Here is a 14489-nt window from a genome sequence, read left to right on the forward strand (position 1 = left end):
CGGGGATTAGCCCTGCTGCGCCGCCCACTCCTCGACCCGGCGGTTGCTTTCCTCCTCGGAGAGGTCTTCCACCCGGGTCATGATGGACCAGCGGACGCCGAAGGGATCCCGGATGCTGGCGTACCGGTCGCCGGAGACGAACGTGGTGAGCGGCTCGCGGATGGTGGCTCCGGCCTGTTCGGCGCGGTGCACCAGGGCGTCGGCGTCGGCGCAGTAGAGGCCCAGGGAGTAGCAGTCGTTTTCACCCTCCGGCGCCGGAACCAGGTGGTACTCGGGGTTGGGTTCGCCGAGCTGGAGGTGGCCGTTGCCGAAGTCGAGTTCGGCGTGGACCACCACTCCGCGCATCTCCGTGGCGCCGACCACACGGGCGCCGAACACGTCCTTGTAGAAGGCGATCGCTTCCCGGGCGCTGGTCACGGCAAGGAACGGTGTCAGGCTCGTCAAGCCGTTCGGAATCCCGTGGGTGGTGTGCTCTCCGTGGGCGGCGGTGGTGGAGTGGGTGCTTGTAGTATCTGTCATGTCTATGACGCTACGTGCCCCGCCCGAGGCGGCGCTTGGAGATTCGCGACAGTCTGAGGGGACCGATGGAGAGTTCGTTCAAGGGGATCCTGTACCCAGCCAGGCTTCCCACTTTCCACCGCCTTCCGGCGCCGGCCTCCGTGGCGGAGCTGGTCCAGTGGTTCTGGATTCCCGAGTGGGACATCGAGCCCGGCCGCACCTCCCGCCAGCACCTGATCGCGTACCCGGGCTCCAACCTTGTGGTGGAGCCGGGTGGCGTGGTCTTCTCCGGCCCCACAACCCGCGCCGCCCACCGGGACCTGGCCGGACGGGGCTGGGCGGTCGGTGCGCTGCTGCGGCCGGCAGCCGTGCCGCTGTTCACCGACAGTCCGGCCAGCCTGCAGGACACGGAAACGGCTGTGGCCGCGGAAGCGCTGCACCGTTCCGTCGCGGAGGTTATGAACGCGTACGACGGCGGTACCCGCCGTGAGCGGGCAGTGGACGCCTTTGCGGGGTGGCTGGCATGTTTTGCAGGGCATGAAGTGTCCGGGGAAGCGTTGCTGGCCAACCGGCTGATGGATGTCATCGGTTCGGATGCCTCGGTGGTCCGGGTGGAGGATGCGGCATCTCTCTTGGCGGTTTCGCAGCGGACCCTGCAGCGCGTGGCAAAGAAGTACATAGGCCTCAGCCCGGCCGCGCTGATCCGCCGTCGAAGGCTTCAGGACGCTGCCGAGCGGGCCCGCCTGGATCCGTCGGCGGATCTGGCAGCGATAGCTGCCGAGCTGGGTTACGCTGACCACGCGCACCTGACGAATGACTTTCAGAAGTATCTCGGTTTCACACCAAGCACATACCGGCGGGCGGTTGCCGGGGACGGATCCTAGAATGGGCGCCATGAGTTCCCCGGATCCGGCTGAAAACCGCAAGCCCAAAACACTCCTGGGCCGCGCCGTTCAGGTGGTGCTGGCCGTTGTCCTGGTCTTGGTGGGGCCGGTGATGATTGGTGTCGGTTCCCGGATGGCTGATGCCCATGAGGATCTCGCGCGGACGGGTGTGCCCACCACCGGAACGATTGTTGACTTCAACGATGCCAGGAGGGCTTCGCAGCGGGACATCAGGGTCAGGTACACGTCCGCGGACGGGACGGACCGTGTCACCTCGGCCACCGTGGGCCATGGCCAGCAGCCTGCGGACGGCGCTGAAGTTACGGTGGTGTACCGCGAGGAGGACCCCGGCAATGCAATGGTGCTGGGGTATGAGAGTGACGGCGTCACCGTCCGGGGAATTGGCACTGTCCTGACGATGATTTTCATCCCCATCGTTCTCCTCCTCGTATTTTCGAACCGAGGAAAGGGGCCCCGAAACCAGGCTGGCTAGCCGCGGTTGGAAGGTCCTAAGTGTAATTCCCAGGGACGTTGTGAACAGCGTGGCGTGATGTAAAGGGCGAGGGCCTCCGGTATCGATTTGGGTTACCACACTCATCTCGACGCCAGGAGGCCCTCGTGTCCTACGTTACCCATGCCAATGCCGACCTGACACCTAAGGCCAGGGGGAAACTCGCTTGTTTGGTCATCGAGCAGGGCTGGACGCTGCGCCGGGCCGCGGAGCGGTTCCAGTGCTCGCCGGCAACGGCCAAGAAATGGGTGGACCGCTACCGGGCCTTGGGTGAGGATGGCATGGCTGATGCGTCGTCCCGGCCTCGACGGAGCCCGAACCGCACGCCCGCGCGCACTGAGCGACGGATTGTGGCGCTGCGTTTCACACGCCGCTGGGGACCGCACCGGATCGCTGCCCACCTTCACCTGGCCCGCTCGACCGTGGGCAAGGTTCTGGCCAGGTACCGGATGCCGAGGCTGGCCTGCCTGGACCAGGGCACCGGACTGCCCGTCCGAAAGCCGGCGCCGCAACGCTATGAACACGAGAACGCCGGGGATCTGGTCCACGTGGACATCAAGAAGCTCGGACGAATCCCCGATGGCGGCGGACACCGCGCCTTGGGACGTGCCAGGGGTCGGCGGAACCGCCGTGCCGGGACCGGGTACGCGTATCTGCACCACGCCGTCGATGACCATTCGCGTCTGGCGTACTCAGAAATCCTCGGCGATGAGAAAAAGGAAACCGCTGCCGCTTTCTGGATCCGGGCCGTCGCGTTCTTCGCCGCGCACGGAATCACCGTCAAGGCCGTGCTCACCGATAACGGATCCTGCTACCGCTCCCGGGCCTTCGCAGCTGCCCTGGGCCCGCACGTCAAGCACCGGCGGACCCGCCCCTACCGGCCGCAGACTAACGGCAAGGTCGAACGCTTCAACCGGACCCTCGCCAGTGAATGGGCCTACGCCAGGCCCTACACCTCAGAAACCGAGCGCGCCGCCACCTACGAGGCCTGGCTCCACCACTACAATCACCACAGAACCCATACCGGCATCGGCGGCAAGACCCCCATCAGCCGCGTTCACAACCTCAGTGGGAATTACACCTAAGGCTCATACTCCGGTGCGAACATCGATGCGACCCTCGCTTCGATCAGCTCCAGCGCAGCCTTGATGGTTGGCCGTTCGCGGGCGCCCATCCTGGTGAGGCTCAGGATGCGGCGGGACGGCCGGGTCTTGCCGCTCAACGGCAGCCGGATCACGTCCCAGTCGCCGTGGATGCGCGCCATCCTGGGTATCAGGCACACGCCAAATCCGTAGGCGATCAGGGCCAGGCCGGTGTCCCATTCGTCGGCGTAGTGGGCAATGTTTGGTGAGAATCCCGCTGCCAGGCAGGCGGAGACCAGCAACGGGTGGTACGGGCCGTCCGGCCGGCCGACGATCCACGATTCCTCGGCGGCGTCGGCGAGCGTGACGCGGGCCCGGTGCGCCAGGGGATGGTCCTTGGGGACGACCAGATCGAGCGGGTCATCGAGCAGGCGGCGCTGGTCGAACCGGTGGTCGGTGAGGGCAGGGATGCCGGTGGTGGCCGTGAGCAGTGCGAGGTCGGCTTCGCCCGTCAGCAGCAGGTTCGTGCAGCGGGACGGCTCGGCTTCGATCACCCGGACGTCCAGCCCCGGAAAGGCGTCGCGCACCCCGGCAGCGGCCGGGGGCAGCAGGTAGTTCGCCGCGGTCGAGAACCCGCAGAGGGTGAACGTGCCGCGTGCAGTGTCGGTCGCAAGGTCGGCGTAGGCCCGCTCAGCCTGGGCGAAGAGGATCTCGGCGTGCCGCAGCACAACCTTCGCCTGCTCGGTCAGCCGGATGCCCCGTCCCTCGGCAACGAGCAGCTGCACTCCGAGGTCGTTGGCGAGCTGGCGCAGCTGGTGCGAGACCGCCGAGGGTGTGTAGCTCAGCGCCTCTGCCGCGGCTGTCACGGTGCCGTGGTGGGCCACAAGCTGCAGCACCCTTAGCCGCGAATCGATCATGAAATTACCGTACACAGTAATGGGAGAAAATCTTCGCTTGTGGTCAACGGTGACAGCGCTGAAGACTGATGCAATGACACCTCAGCCCGCAGCCAGCGCCAAGTCCCTACCGCTGGACAGGGACATCGCTACGGCGATCGGGCTGCTTGTGGTTGTGACTGCCGGGGCGTATATCCCGACTCCGATGTATCCCGTCTATCAGCAGCTCTTCGGCTTCAGCGACCTGGTCATGACGTTGATCTACGCGACCTTCGCCGCTGTGAGTGCTCCTGCGCTGCTGTTGTTCGGGCCGGCGTCGGACGCGCTGGGCAAGCGCTTCGTCATCCTCCTGTGCATTGCCTTCTCCGCGGTCGGCGCTTTGTGCTTTCTCTTCGCGACCGGCCCGGCCTGGCTGCTCATCGCGCGCGTGGCGCAGGGCCTGTCCATCGCCGCGGCCACCGCAGCCGGCTTGGCGCTCATTGTCGAGCGGACCGCGCCGGAGCGGCGGGCGTGGGCCTCCGTCATTGCCACTGTGGCCTTCGTTGGCGGCTCCGTGATAGGTACCTTGGCGTCGGGCGTCATCGTAGAGTATGCGCCGTTCCCGCGGTACGCGCCGTATGTGCTGCTCCTCGTGTTGCTGGCCATCGGATGGGTCAGGGCCTCGCGCATCGAGTCGTTCCCCACCATGCCGCTTCGTGCCTGGCGGCCCGTGAGGCCGCAGGTGCCGCGCGAGATCCGCACCAGATTCGTCCTGGCCGCGGCGTCGGGCTCGGCCGCCTGGATCGCCATGACTCTGTTTCTCTCTGTGATTCCAGCCCTCCTTGCGCGTTCGGCCGGCATCACCAGTCCGGTGGTCAGTGCAGGCGTGCTGGCCGCGATGCTCATGTGCTCGTTGCTGACGCAGCTGCTCGCCGTGCGTGTGTCCGCCGTGAAGATGCAGCTGGCCGGACTGTGTGCGCTCTCCGTCGGCCTCATCGGCCTTGCTTTCGACGGCGGCGGATCGATCGTGCCCACCCTGGTTTGCGCTGTTCTGTCGGGTCTCGGGAACGGCCTTGCGTACGCCGGCGCCACTGCCTCTATCGATATGGTGACCACCAACCGCAACCGCGGCGCAGTCAACGCAGCGCTCTACATCTTCTTCTACCTGGCCACCGGCGCGCCGCCGATCGCCGTCGGACTGCTCACCGCCTGGATCCCGCTTGGCACTGCGCTCTCCTGGATCAGCTGGTTCGGTGCCGCCGTCGCAGTGGCGACCATCGCGGCAATAATCAGCCTCGGACTTCATGCCCGGGGCCGCGCGGAAAAATGCGGGCGTGGTGCCGGCGGGGCCGCAATCGCCTGAAAACCCATGGGGACGCGACCGTCGCCCCAGTTAGACGGTGGTGGGGCCACGGTACCCAGCGGATCGCCGAGGTGGCGGGCGGTGTTGAAGTGGTATGGGTACTCTGAACCCAAGCGCAACCACAGCGTCCGCGCCATCACACCCGGCGGCTGAGTCCGCGGAGCAGCCCGCCCCTCGTCTGAAAGGAACACCATGTCTGTTGTGAAGATCAACGCCATCCACGTCCCCGAAGGCAAGGGCGCCGAGCTCGAGAAGCGCTTCGCCGCCCGGGCACATGCCGTCGACGGACAGCCCGGATTCGAGGGCTTCCAGCTGCTCCGTCCGGTCAGGGGCGAGGACCGCTACTTCGTCGTCACCACCTGGGCCACCGAAGAGGACTTCCAGAACTGGCGGACGGGCCAGGCCCGCGAAGCACACGGCGGCGACCGCCAGCCGGTGGCCACCGGTGCGGACCTCCTCGAATTCGAGGTTGTCGAACTCTGACCCACGCTCCGCATCGCTCCCGAGCGGGTTCTTAGAGATTTCTTGGCGGTCCCCTTCCACACTGGGATGGCAGGCATCAGGCCTGTGAGAGCAGACAGAAGGGGCGGCCAGTGGGCAGGGCGGAAACAAGCAGGGCGGAAACAAGCAGGGCGGAAACAAGCAGGGCGGAAACAAGCAGGGCGGAAACAAGCAGGGCGGAAACAAGTGAGATGACGGCGGAACGCACGCGGTTGGCGAGGCTGCCTCAGCTGCGGCACTGGATCGCGCTGCCGCTGGTGTTCGCCGTCCTGATCGTGGCCGCGGGGCTGACCCTGCGGTCCGACCCTGCCTTCACGGCAGCCGATTTCTCCGTCGATGCGGTGCTGAGCCACCACCATACGCCGCCGCGGACAGCGATCGCGCTCTTCGTCAATGTCGTGTTCAGTCCCGCGGGCGGGGTCGGGATGATCGCCGGGACCTGCCTGTTCCTGCTGCTGGTGCGCCGGAGCCCGGTGAACGCCGTCGCCACCGGGCTGGTCGCAGCCGGCTCGTGGGTCAGCAGCGAACTGTTCAAGCTCATTGTCGCGCGGCACCGGCCCGACGCCGCCGCGCTCTTCGATCCAATTACCCCGGAGCCCGGCACTGACAGCTTCCCCAGCGGGCATACCGCCCTGGCCGTGGCGCTCGCCATCGCCCTGTTCCTGCTGGCCCGGGGCACCCGCTGGCAATGGCCGGTCCTGGTGATCGGGGTGGCGGTGACCGTGACGGTTGCCCTGTCCCGCATCTACCTTGGCGTCCACTACCCGACTGACGTCGCGGCGTCGTTCCTTACCTCCCTGACCGGGGCCTCCTTCATCACGGGGCTGTGGAACAAAGTCGGGCTCACGGTGCTGGCACGCCTGCCGTTCCTGGCCAGGCTGGGACCGGTTCCGGCCCCGGCCTCCTGAAACCGCATTCGGAACAGCGCCGCGTTAGACGGAGTGGGACAGAATGGCAGTCATGGAGGCGAACCTGAAGAAGCGCGTGCTGCTGGTGGAAGACGACCGGCAGCTCGGACCCCTCATCGCCGAACTCATCGGGGACGACTTCGACGTGACCCTGGCCCGGGACGGCCAGCAGGGGCTGCACCTGGGGCTCACGCGGGAGTGGGATGCCCTGGTGGTGGACCGCGGGCTCCCTCTCCTCGACGGCGCGGCACTGGTCTCCGCGCTGCGGGACAAGGGCGTGGCCGCGCCGGTGCTGATGCTCACCGCGCTCGGCACCGTGCAGGACAAGGTGGACGGACTGGATGCAGGCGCCAATGACTACCTGGTGAAACCGTTCGACGCCGCCGAGCTCGCTGCCAGGCTCCGCGCCCTGACACGCACCTTCCATTCGCCGCTGCGGACCCTGCCGCTCGGGGCCTGGACGTACGACGCCGGCACCCGGCTCCTGCTCTCGCCCTACGGTGAGCGCGTATCACTATCCCCCAGAGAGGGGTCGCTGCTCGAGGTCCTGGCCGCCGAGCCGGAGCGGGTGTTTTCCCGGGCCGAGCTCCTCGATAAGGTGTTCTCGGCTGCTGACCAGCCGGGCGCCGTCGACACCTATGTCCACTATCTTCGCCGGAAGGCGGGCCGCGACATCATCCGCACCGTGCACGGCGCCGGCTACCAGGTGGGAGACCCATCATGAATGCGTCGGACGCCGACCGGCTGATCCTTCGGACCGCCGCCCGTAAGGTGAGTACCCAGATCGCGCTCGTCTGCGCCGCAAGCCTCGCCGTCGTCATCCTGGCGCTGGTGCTGTTTGCGCTCTACCGTTCCCAGCCCGCCGAACTCGTGCAGCACCCCGCCGGCGCCGGCCGGATCTACATTGACGAAGCCGATGGCCTGCTGGCCCTGATCCTTGGCGGGACCCTTGCCGTGGTGCTGGCCGCAGCCGCCGGCCTGGTCAGCGCCAGGAGTGCCGTGAAGCCGCTGGGCGAGGCACTGGCCGTGCAGCGGCGTTTCGTCCAGGATGCCAGCCACGAGCTGCGGACCCCGCTGGCAGTACTGGATGCCCGGCTGCAGCTCGCCCAGCGAAAAGCCGGTCCCGACAGCCCCGCCGCCCCGACCCTGGCACGGCTCCGCCAGGACAGCGCCGCGCTCGCGGAACTGGTGGACGATCTCCTGCTCATGTCCGCGCCGGCATCTGACGAAATGCCGGACCCGGCGGATGTTGCCGCGCTGGTCCCGGACGTGACGGACGATCTTAGGCTCCTCGCAGGGGAAGCCCGCATCGCACTGGAGTGCTCCATTGCCGGCGGGGCCGCGGGACCACCGCGGGTGCGCATTCCTGCTCACCTGCTGCGGCGGATGGTCACGGCACTCGTGGAGAATGCCATCGCGCACACTCCCGAGTCCGGCCGGATCGACGTCACCGTCTCGGCCGCCGGCCGGAAAGTCCGGATCATGGTCCGGGACACCGGCCCCGGGATCATTGGCATCGAACCCCACCGGGTCTTCGAGCGGTTTGCGCGCGGAATGCCGGCGGGGGACAACCCGGCACGGACCAGCTACGGGATCGGCCTGGCCCTGGTCAAGGATGCCGCCCTGCGCCACGGCGGGGATGTGACAGTGGCCGAAACCGGGGCCGAAGGAACAGTGCTCAGCCTGGAACTGCCGGCTGCCTGAAAGACTCAGCCGGAACGGAGCTAGGCACATGAGCGCACTCATTGATGGCATTCTGGGCGTCAGCCCGGCACTGGCCTACGCCCTGGTCACCTTGCTGGTCTTTGCCGAGGACGCCCTGTTCATCGGGTTCGTCATTCCCGGTGAAACAGCCGCGGTTCTCGGCGGTGTGGTGGCCAGCCGGGGCCAGGTGCAGCTGGGTCTCATGATGGGCCTGGTGGTCCTGGCCGCAATCATCGGCGACACTGTCGGGTACCAAATAGGCAAACATGCCGGGCAGAAGCTGCTGGAGACCAGGGCCCTGAAGCGCCACCGCGGGAAGCTGGACAAGGCCCAGGACTTCCTGCGCCGGCGCGGCGGGTCGGCCGTGTTCCTGGGCCGCTTCACCGCCTTCTTCCGCGCGGTGATGCCAGCGCTGGCCGGCATGTCCCGCATGCACTATCCGCGGTTCCTGGCCTTCAACGCGGCCGGCGGGGTGGCTTGGGGTGCCGGTTTTGTGCTCCTCGGGTACCTGGCCGGCAATTCGTACGAGGCCGTCGCCAGGACCGCCGGCAGGGACATCACCGCCGTCGTTGTCGTCGTCGTGATCATCGTTGCGGCGGTGTGGCACGTCCGCACGGCACGAAGAAAACGGAGAGCGGCCGCAGATTGATTCCCCCATGAGACGATGTCAATTGTGCGGGTCCTGCTTGTGGAAGACGAGGTCCTGCTGGCTGAAACAATCCGGCAGGGGCTGAAAGCCGCGGGTTTCGTGGTGGACGTTGCCCATGACGGTGTTGATGGGCTCTGGGCCGCCACCGAGAACCTGTATGACGTCGTCGTGCTGGACGTGATGCTGCCGGGCATGCACGGCTACGCGGTGCTGCAACAGCTGCGCGAGCGGCGGAACTGGGTGCCGGTGATCATGCTGACGGCCAAGGACGGCGAATTTGACCAGACCGACGCCTTCGACCTGGGGGCGGACGACTACCTGACCAAACCGTTCAGCTTCCCGGTGCTGATCGCGAGGCTGCGGGCACTGATCCGGCGTGGAGCTCCGGAGCGGCCGGTGGTTCTGACCGTCGGTTCACTAAGCCTGGACCCGGCAAACCGGCAGGTCACCCGGGACGGGCAGGCCATCATCCTGACGGCCCGGGAGTTCGGTCTGCTGGACTACCTCATGCGCCGGCCGGACCAGGTCGTGTCGAAGGCCCAGATCCTGGACAACGTCTGGGACCCCGATTTCCGCGGCGGCGACAACGTGGTTGAGGTGTATGTCGGGTACCTGCGCAGGAAAATCGATGAGCCGTTCGGCCTCAACACGCTCGGGACGGTGCGGGGCATGGGGTACAGGCTCAGCCCGGATTAGGGTTTCCGACGACGCACGTCGGCAGGGGAGTGGACGGTCACCAGTGGCGGTAAGCTGATTTCAAAGCGGCACCAGCCCTGTGGTGACTCGGTTGCGGTGACGCGGCCGCCGTGGGCCTCCACAATGCCGAGGGTGATCGCCAGTCCCAGGCCGCTGCCGCCCTGCTGGCGTGACCGGCTCTCATCCAGGCGGACGAAGCGCCCGAAGATCCGTTCCCTGTCGGCCACTGGGACAGGAGGGCCGTCGTCGTCGATGGTCACCACCACTGCCTGAACCGACGCCCACAGATTAACGGAAACGGTCCTTGCCGCGTGGCGGTCGGCGTTGTCGAGCACGTTCCGGAAGGCCTGTCCAAGCCGGACTGCGTCCCCCAGAACCTTGGCCGGAACGAGGTCCGCGGCGAGGCGGTGCCGGCTGGTCGCTTTGAGCCTCCGCAATTCAGCAGCCAGGACATCATCGACGTCGACTTCCTCCCGCCGGACGGACAGTCCCTGATCGTCCGCTTTGGACAGTGTCAGGAGGTCCTCCACGAGGCCCTGCAGCCGGCGCGTCTGTTCGGCAAGGACCGGGCTCATGTCCCGCCACGTCCCGCCGCCGGGGTCGGAGCCGGCGATCTCCAGGCCGGTGCGGAGGGTGGTGATGGGGCCCCGCAGTTCGTGGCTCGCGTCGGAGACGAACTGCCGCTGCCGCTGGTCGGCCTCGTCAATCCGGCCAAGCATCGAATTCATGGTGGCGGCCAGGGCTTGCAGCTCGTCACCCGTGGCCGGGACGTCCACGCGTTGACTCAGCCTTCCAGCGCCGATGCGGCTGACCTGGGTCCGGATCCTTTCCACCCGCCGCAGTGAGCGGCCAACGAGGAAATGCACAGACCACGCCACCACGCCCAGCAGCACCGGCACGGCAACCAGCAGGAACCAGGTGACGATCCGGACGGTGTCTGCCTGGGGCTGAATGGTGCGTCCGGCCAGCACCCAATACTTGCTGCCCTCATCGTTGACGCCGAGCACCACCAGATAGCGTTCGTCGCCGTCCCCCAGGAGGGCGGGCGCGGTTGCCTTGTCTGTGGCGCTCTGGCCGGCAGCGGGCCGCAGCGGACTGAGCGGAGTCGTCATGAGTCTGGGTTCCGAGGCCCCGATCACGTTGCCGGTGCCGTCGACGATCTGAACCAACGGGTCTTTTTTGGCGGTCGCTGCCACCGCGATGCTGGCTTCCTCTGCGTCCTGGCTCTGGATCAATGCTGCGACATCCTGAACCTTGGTCCGCAGGAAGCTGTCTGTTCCGGCAACGAGGTCAGATTCCAGCGTCACGAGCAGCAGCAGCCCGCCGGCCAGCAGGGCGCCGGCGACGACGGCGACCGCAGCCAGGGTGGACTGCCAGCGCAGGCCGCGGGGCAGAGGCACCCACCGTGCCGGCAGTGTTTGCTTCGGTGCCTGAACCGGGAGCCCGGCAGTGGAGGGATCCGGGTGGTCCATGCTTAAAGGATTGAGGCTGAACCTGCCCGGCGCAATGGGAAGCGTGCCGGTCTCAGATTCCTCTCAGGAGCTTTGCGGCATGCTTGAAAGCAGCTGGGTATGGGGTTCCACGATGAAACGAAAGCTTCGGACCATGAGCGACATCGGCAACTGGCCAGACCCAATGTGAAGGCAGGACGCCGGTGCTTCAGAGCAGCCGGGTCCGGTGCATACTCCCCCTAAAAGTATCCGGACCCGGCCGGACAGGGCACCGCAGGCGATCATGCAGACCAGGGTCAGCGCCGCAGATTGAATACGTCGGATCCGAAGGCGTGCACGCCCGGCGCACCGGCATAGCCGAGGCGGGGCAGGGAGGACATGTCCTCGATGCTGGCCAGCAGGCTGAAGTGGTTGTCCGCAACGGCCGATGCTGTCCCGGCCCTGGTGAACGGGGAGAGCACCAGGGCGCCGATCCTTCCGCCGCCGGTTCCGCCAGCCACACCGGACGGGCCGGTGGTCTTTGCTTCGGACTCATCGAAGGTGATCACGAGCATGCCGTCCTGTTTGAAAGCGGATGAGTCCAGAACGGCCGGGACGTTTCGGCGCAGCCAGCCGTCGGAGGTTTCGAGGCCGCCTGGCTGGCCGTCCGCGCAGGGGCTGTCGTGGCCGTCGTTGCATAGGTTTGGTGTGATGTAGGCCAAGTTCGGTGTGGTGGCAACGGATTCCAGGTCGCCCGCGAGCCGGTCGAAGTTCACGACGTTCGCGGCGCAGTCCGGAGAACGGGTGATCGATTCGAAATAGACGAAGGGGTTGTGCCGGGTAGCGTACTGGTCGGTGGGGCCTGGCGTGCTGGTGGTCATCCTCTGAGCCGAGGGCGGTTCGTGCCGATTGTGCAGACGTTCCTTCCCGTCACCGCCGGGGTGGGCCGGATGGGGTACCGGACGTTCATCGCCTTCAACGCGATCGGCGCGCTGCTGTGGGGCGTTGGCGTGCCCCTGCTCGAATTCTGGCTCGGCAGGTATGAATGGATCGGCGCCAACATCGACCTGATCTTCATCCTGATTGTGCTGGCGTCCATCGTCCCGATTGGCCTTGAAGTATTCAAAAACAGACGCAAGAAGGCCGCCGACACCGATTCCTAGAAACGGCCGGTCGGTGACTGTGCACCGGGCGCTGGACCTGACAGAGAATTCCCAGATCTACGCGGACAACCTCCCCGGTACCGTGACCCTGCAGGTCACTGCAACTTACACCGACCAGACGGACGCCTCAGCACAGCTGACCCTCAAATTCGGGTCGAACGGTAAAATCGACTGCCCCGCCTAGCCCTTGGAGTACCCGCCGCACCCACGGTGGGTTCGGCTGGCAAACCTGCCCGAACGCGGGCTGGAACAGTTCGTGCGCGAAACAAGCGCGCCGGCAGCGGCGGTGTCCGATGATTGAGTCATGAGAAGAACCGTTGGCTGGCTGACTGCTGTTCTTGTGGTGTCGCTGGTGTTTGGAAGCGTCTATGTTGCGCTTCAGCAGCTTGGACGAAGCTCTGCCAATGAGGCTCCAGCGGCCGCTCTCGCCGCCCAGGTACAGCTGGCGAAGCCGACGCCTGCGCCCGGTCCGAGGTCCGAACTGACGTCTGAGAGTGGCGTGTTCGTCATCGTCTATGGCGCCGACAACAGGCCGGAGTCGGGCACCGTTACACTCGACGGCTGGCTTCCCGCTGTACCGGGCGGGGTGCTGAACACCGCCAGGACATCTGGCTTTGATGCGGTGACCTGGCAGCCGGAACCAGAACTGCGGATGGCAATTGTGGCACGCCCCTCGGCCGCGAAGGTCGTCGTGGCAGGGCAGTCACTGGGTCCCTACGAGGACCGAGATCGCAGGACCCTGGTCATTCTGGCCCTCGGCTGGCTGGTCAGCGTTTTGGTCATTGCGGCCGGCTACGGAGCGAGCGAGTTTCTCCGCCGCCAGCAGCGGGCCGCCACGTGAGCCGGGCATGCCGCCTCCATAATGCCAGGGCACCTTGCCGAATTCTGGACGGCAACAATAAGCAGCCTTAGGATTAACGTGCGTTGTGGAGCCTTTGGGCTCCATGGGGCAGCCCAATTGGGGGAGGCCTCGAACGCCGCCTGGCGGCCCTGCGGATGCATTCGCGGGGCCACCGGTGTAGCAGCCCGTCCGGCGTCCTTGCCCGACTTTGTCAGGACTCTGGTTCACGCTCAGGAGCGAAAGGCGGCATGGCTTCGAACCATGCTCTGCCGTGCCGGTATCGGAAGGCGGATCCGGTATAGCCGGCCGTTTGGGGGTCGATGATGTCCTGCACGCCGGCCTCCGGACGTAGTGGGTTTCCAACCACGGGCTTCGGAGGAGGAATCCGAAGACGGCAAAACTCACTGCGAGGAAAATGCTCGCAAGCCCGAACATGTCGATTACGCGGTAGGCGCCCGTCCAGGAGGGATCATCAAGAGATTCCCACCCGCGGTCAGCGATGAAGGCACCGGCAGTCGTCAGCGCGCCGATCAGCCACGCGGCGATCCCTTGCCGACGGACGCCGACGCGGTGCGGAAGTGCCGCCCACGCCTCAACGCTTGGCACGGAGACGATCATGCCACGCCCAGGCGTCGTCCCCATGGCCGCAGCCTGGCTGCCCGTCAGCTCTGGCTTAGGCGGGGCCGATCAGCTGGATGAGGTTGCCGCAGGTGTCATCGAGGACCGCAATCTTCAGGTCGCCCTGCACGCCGGGTTGCTGGACGAACAGGACGCCGTGCTCGGACAGTTCACGGTGTGCGTCCGCGACGTCGTCGACCCGGAAGGACGCTACTGGGATGCCGTCCTCGGCAAGGGCGCGCTGGTACTCCTTCGCCGCCGGGTGGGCGTTCGGTTCCAGCAGCAGTTCGATGCCGTCCGTGTCGTCGGGTCCGACGACGGTCAGCCAGCGGTACTCGCCCAGCGGCACATCGTGCTTCAGGGTGAATCCGAGGCGCTGAGTGTAAAAATCGAGCGCTTTCGCCTGGTCGTCGACGAATACGCTCATGACGTGAATGCGGGGCTTCATAGTGTCTCCTGTTCCGGAACTAGCCAGCGATCCAGCAGTGACCGCAGCGGTGAGGTGTCGAGATGGTGCAGCTTTGTGCGGCCGGCCCGTTCCGTTCTCACCAGTCCGGCGGCCTCAAGCACTGCCAGATGCTGCGATACGGCCTGCCGCGTAAGCGTTGAGCCATGCTCGGTGAGCAGCCGCGTGCACAGCTCGAACAGTGTCATGCCGTCCCGGCGTGCGAGCTCATCGAGGATCGTGCGGCGCGTGGGGTCTCCGATCGCACGGAACACCTCGTCGCTCATGCCGGCATTTTAGGCAAGTGTTCACTTGCCTTTC

Annotated in this window: 19 protein-coding genes; 13 read left to right on the plus strand and 6 right to left on the minus strand. The window is 66.5% G+C overall.

Annotated features, from left to right (window positions below):
- Positions 1 to 6 precede the first annotated feature (6 nt).
- Positions 7 to 519: a VOC family protein gene (locus ABIE00_RS03945; RefSeq protein WP_354256990.1), complete on the minus strand. Its 513-nt coding sequence runs from the start codon at positions 517 to 519 to the stop codon at positions 7 to 9.
- A gap of 65 nt (positions 520 to 584) precedes the next feature.
- Between ABIE00_RS03945 and ABIE00_RS03950 the strand changes: the two genes are divergently transcribed.
- The 3 genes from ABIE00_RS03950 (at position 585) to ABIE00_RS03960 (ending at position 2978) form a co-directional block, all read left to right on the plus strand.
- Entirely contained in the window at positions 585 to 1382 is a 798-nt protein-coding gene (locus ABIE00_RS03950; protein ID WP_354256993.1) for a helix-turn-helix domain-containing protein, read from the plus strand.
- Positions 1383 to 1392: 10 nt separating this feature from the next.
- A complete protein-coding gene (locus ABIE00_RS03955; RefSeq protein WP_354256996.1) occupies positions 1393 to 1875 on the plus strand; it encodes a DUF3592 domain-containing protein in 483 nt (160 codons plus the stop codon).
- 125 nt (positions 1876 to 2000) lie between these two features.
- Positions 2001 to 2978 (plus strand): IS481 family transposase, encoded by a 978-nt coding sequence (locus ABIE00_RS03960; protein WP_354256999.1) that lies wholly within the window; start codon positions 2001 to 2003, stop codon positions 2976 to 2978.
- On the opposite strand, the gene ABIE00_RS03965 is transcribed toward ABIE00_RS03960, so the two are convergent.
- Positions 2975 to 3892 (minus strand): LysR family transcriptional regulator, encoded by a 918-nt coding sequence (locus tag ABIE00_RS03965; protein WP_354257002.1) that lies wholly within the window; start codon positions 3890 to 3892, stop codon positions 2975 to 2977. The genes ABIE00_RS03960 and ABIE00_RS03965 overlap by 4 nt on opposite strands.
- Before the next feature lie 73 nt (positions 3893 to 3965).
- On the opposite strand from ABIE00_RS03965, the gene ABIE00_RS03970 reads away from it, so the two are divergent.
- From ABIE00_RS03970 to ABIE00_RS04000, 7 genes are all read left to right on the plus strand, one after another.
- Positions 3966 to 5213 (plus strand): MFS transporter, encoded by a 1248-nt coding sequence (locus tag ABIE00_RS03970; RefSeq protein ID WP_354257005.1) that lies wholly within the window; start codon positions 3966 to 3968, stop codon positions 5211 to 5213.
- Positions 5214 to 5405: 192 nt separating this feature from the next.
- Positions 5406 to 5696: an antibiotic biosynthesis monooxygenase family protein gene (locus ABIE00_RS03975; RefSeq protein ID WP_354257008.1), complete on the plus strand. Its 291-nt coding sequence runs from the start codon at positions 5406 to 5408 to the stop codon at positions 5694 to 5696.
- A gap of 209 nt (positions 5697 to 5905) precedes the next feature.
- Positions 5906 to 6622: a phosphatase PAP2 family protein gene (locus tag ABIE00_RS03980; protein WP_354257011.1), complete on the plus strand. Its 717-nt coding sequence runs from the start codon at positions 5906 to 5908 to the stop codon at positions 6620 to 6622.
- Positions 6623 to 6674: 52 nt separating this feature from the next.
- Positions 6675 to 7346, plus strand: coding sequence for a response regulator transcription factor (locus tag ABIE00_RS03985; protein WP_354257015.1), 672 nt, complete (start codon positions 6675 to 6677; stop codon positions 7344 to 7346).
- Positions 7343 to 8326 (plus strand): sensor histidine kinase, encoded by a 984-nt coding sequence (locus ABIE00_RS03990; protein ID WP_354257018.1) that lies wholly within the window; start codon positions 7343 to 7345, stop codon positions 8324 to 8326. The genes ABIE00_RS03985 and ABIE00_RS03990 overlap by 4 nt, the downstream gene beginning before the upstream one ends.
- 28 nt (positions 8327 to 8354) lie before the next feature.
- Positions 8355 to 8975, plus strand: a complete 621-nt coding sequence (locus ABIE00_RS03995) for a DedA family protein (RefSeq protein WP_354257021.1) — start codon at positions 8355 to 8357, stop codon at positions 8973 to 8975.
- A 24-nt stretch (positions 8976 to 8999) separates the two neighbouring features.
- Positions 9000 to 9671: a response regulator transcription factor gene (locus ABIE00_RS04000; RefSeq protein ID WP_354263264.1), complete on the plus strand. Its 672-nt coding sequence runs from the start codon at positions 9000 to 9002 to the stop codon at positions 9669 to 9671.
- Here the strand turns inward: ABIE00_RS04000 and ABIE00_RS04005 are convergent.
- Together ABIE00_RS04005 and ABIE00_RS04010 are read right to left on the minus strand one after the other, a co-directional pair.
- Positions 9668 to 11143 carry a sensor histidine kinase gene (locus ABIE00_RS04005; RefSeq protein WP_354257024.1) on the minus strand — a complete coding sequence of 492 codons (1476 nt, stop codon included), beginning with the start codon at positions 11141 to 11143 and terminating at the stop codon, positions 9668 to 9670. The two genes, ABIE00_RS04000 and ABIE00_RS04005, sit on opposite strands and share 4 nt — an antisense overlap.
- A gap of 275 nt (positions 11144 to 11418) precedes the next feature.
- Positions 11419 to 11982 carry an alkaline phosphatase family protein gene (locus ABIE00_RS04010; RefSeq protein ID WP_354257027.1) on the minus strand — a complete coding sequence of 188 codons (564 nt, stop codon included), beginning with the start codon at positions 11980 to 11982 and terminating at the stop codon, positions 11419 to 11421.
- 21 nt (positions 11983 to 12003) lie between these two features.
- Between ABIE00_RS04010 and ABIE00_RS04015 the strand changes: the two genes are divergently transcribed.
- The 3 genes from ABIE00_RS04015 (at position 12004) to ABIE00_RS04025 (ending at position 13105) form a co-directional block, all read left to right on the plus strand.
- Positions 12004 to 12264, plus strand: a complete 261-nt coding sequence (locus tag ABIE00_RS04015) for an SNARE-associated domain-containing protein (protein WP_354257030.1) — start codon at positions 12004 to 12006, stop codon at positions 12262 to 12264.
- Between the two features lie 13 nt (positions 12265 to 12277).
- Positions 12278 to 12448 carry a hypothetical protein gene (locus ABIE00_RS04020; RefSeq protein ID WP_354257033.1) on the plus strand — a complete coding sequence of 57 codons (171 nt, stop codon included), beginning with the start codon at positions 12278 to 12280 and terminating at the stop codon, positions 12446 to 12448.
- A 120-nt stretch (positions 12449 to 12568) separates the two neighbouring features.
- Positions 12569 to 13105 (plus strand): hypothetical protein, encoded by a 537-nt coding sequence (locus ABIE00_RS04025; RefSeq protein WP_354257036.1) that lies wholly within the window; start codon positions 12569 to 12571, stop codon positions 13103 to 13105.
- Positions 13106 to 13778: 673 nt separating this feature from the next.
- On the opposite strand, the gene ABIE00_RS04030 is transcribed toward ABIE00_RS04025, so the two are convergent.
- Together ABIE00_RS04030 and ABIE00_RS04035 are read right to left on the minus strand one after the other, a co-directional pair.
- Positions 13779 to 14171: a VOC family protein gene (locus tag ABIE00_RS04030; protein WP_354257039.1), complete on the minus strand. Its 393-nt coding sequence runs from the start codon at positions 14169 to 14171 to the stop codon at positions 13779 to 13781.
- Complete coding sequence (locus ABIE00_RS04035; RefSeq protein ID WP_354257042.1) at positions 14168 to 14455, minus strand: ArsR/SmtB family transcription factor; 288 nt, start codon at positions 14453 to 14455, stop codon at positions 14168 to 14170. The genes ABIE00_RS04030 and ABIE00_RS04035 overlap by 4 nt, the downstream gene beginning before the upstream one ends.
- Positions 14456 to 14489: the final 34 nt, after the last annotated feature.

It is taken from the genome of Arthrobacter sp. OAP107, from assembly GCF_040546765.1.
Taxonomy (GTDB): domain Bacteria; phylum Actinomycetota; class Actinomycetes; order Actinomycetales; family Micrococcaceae; genus Arthrobacter.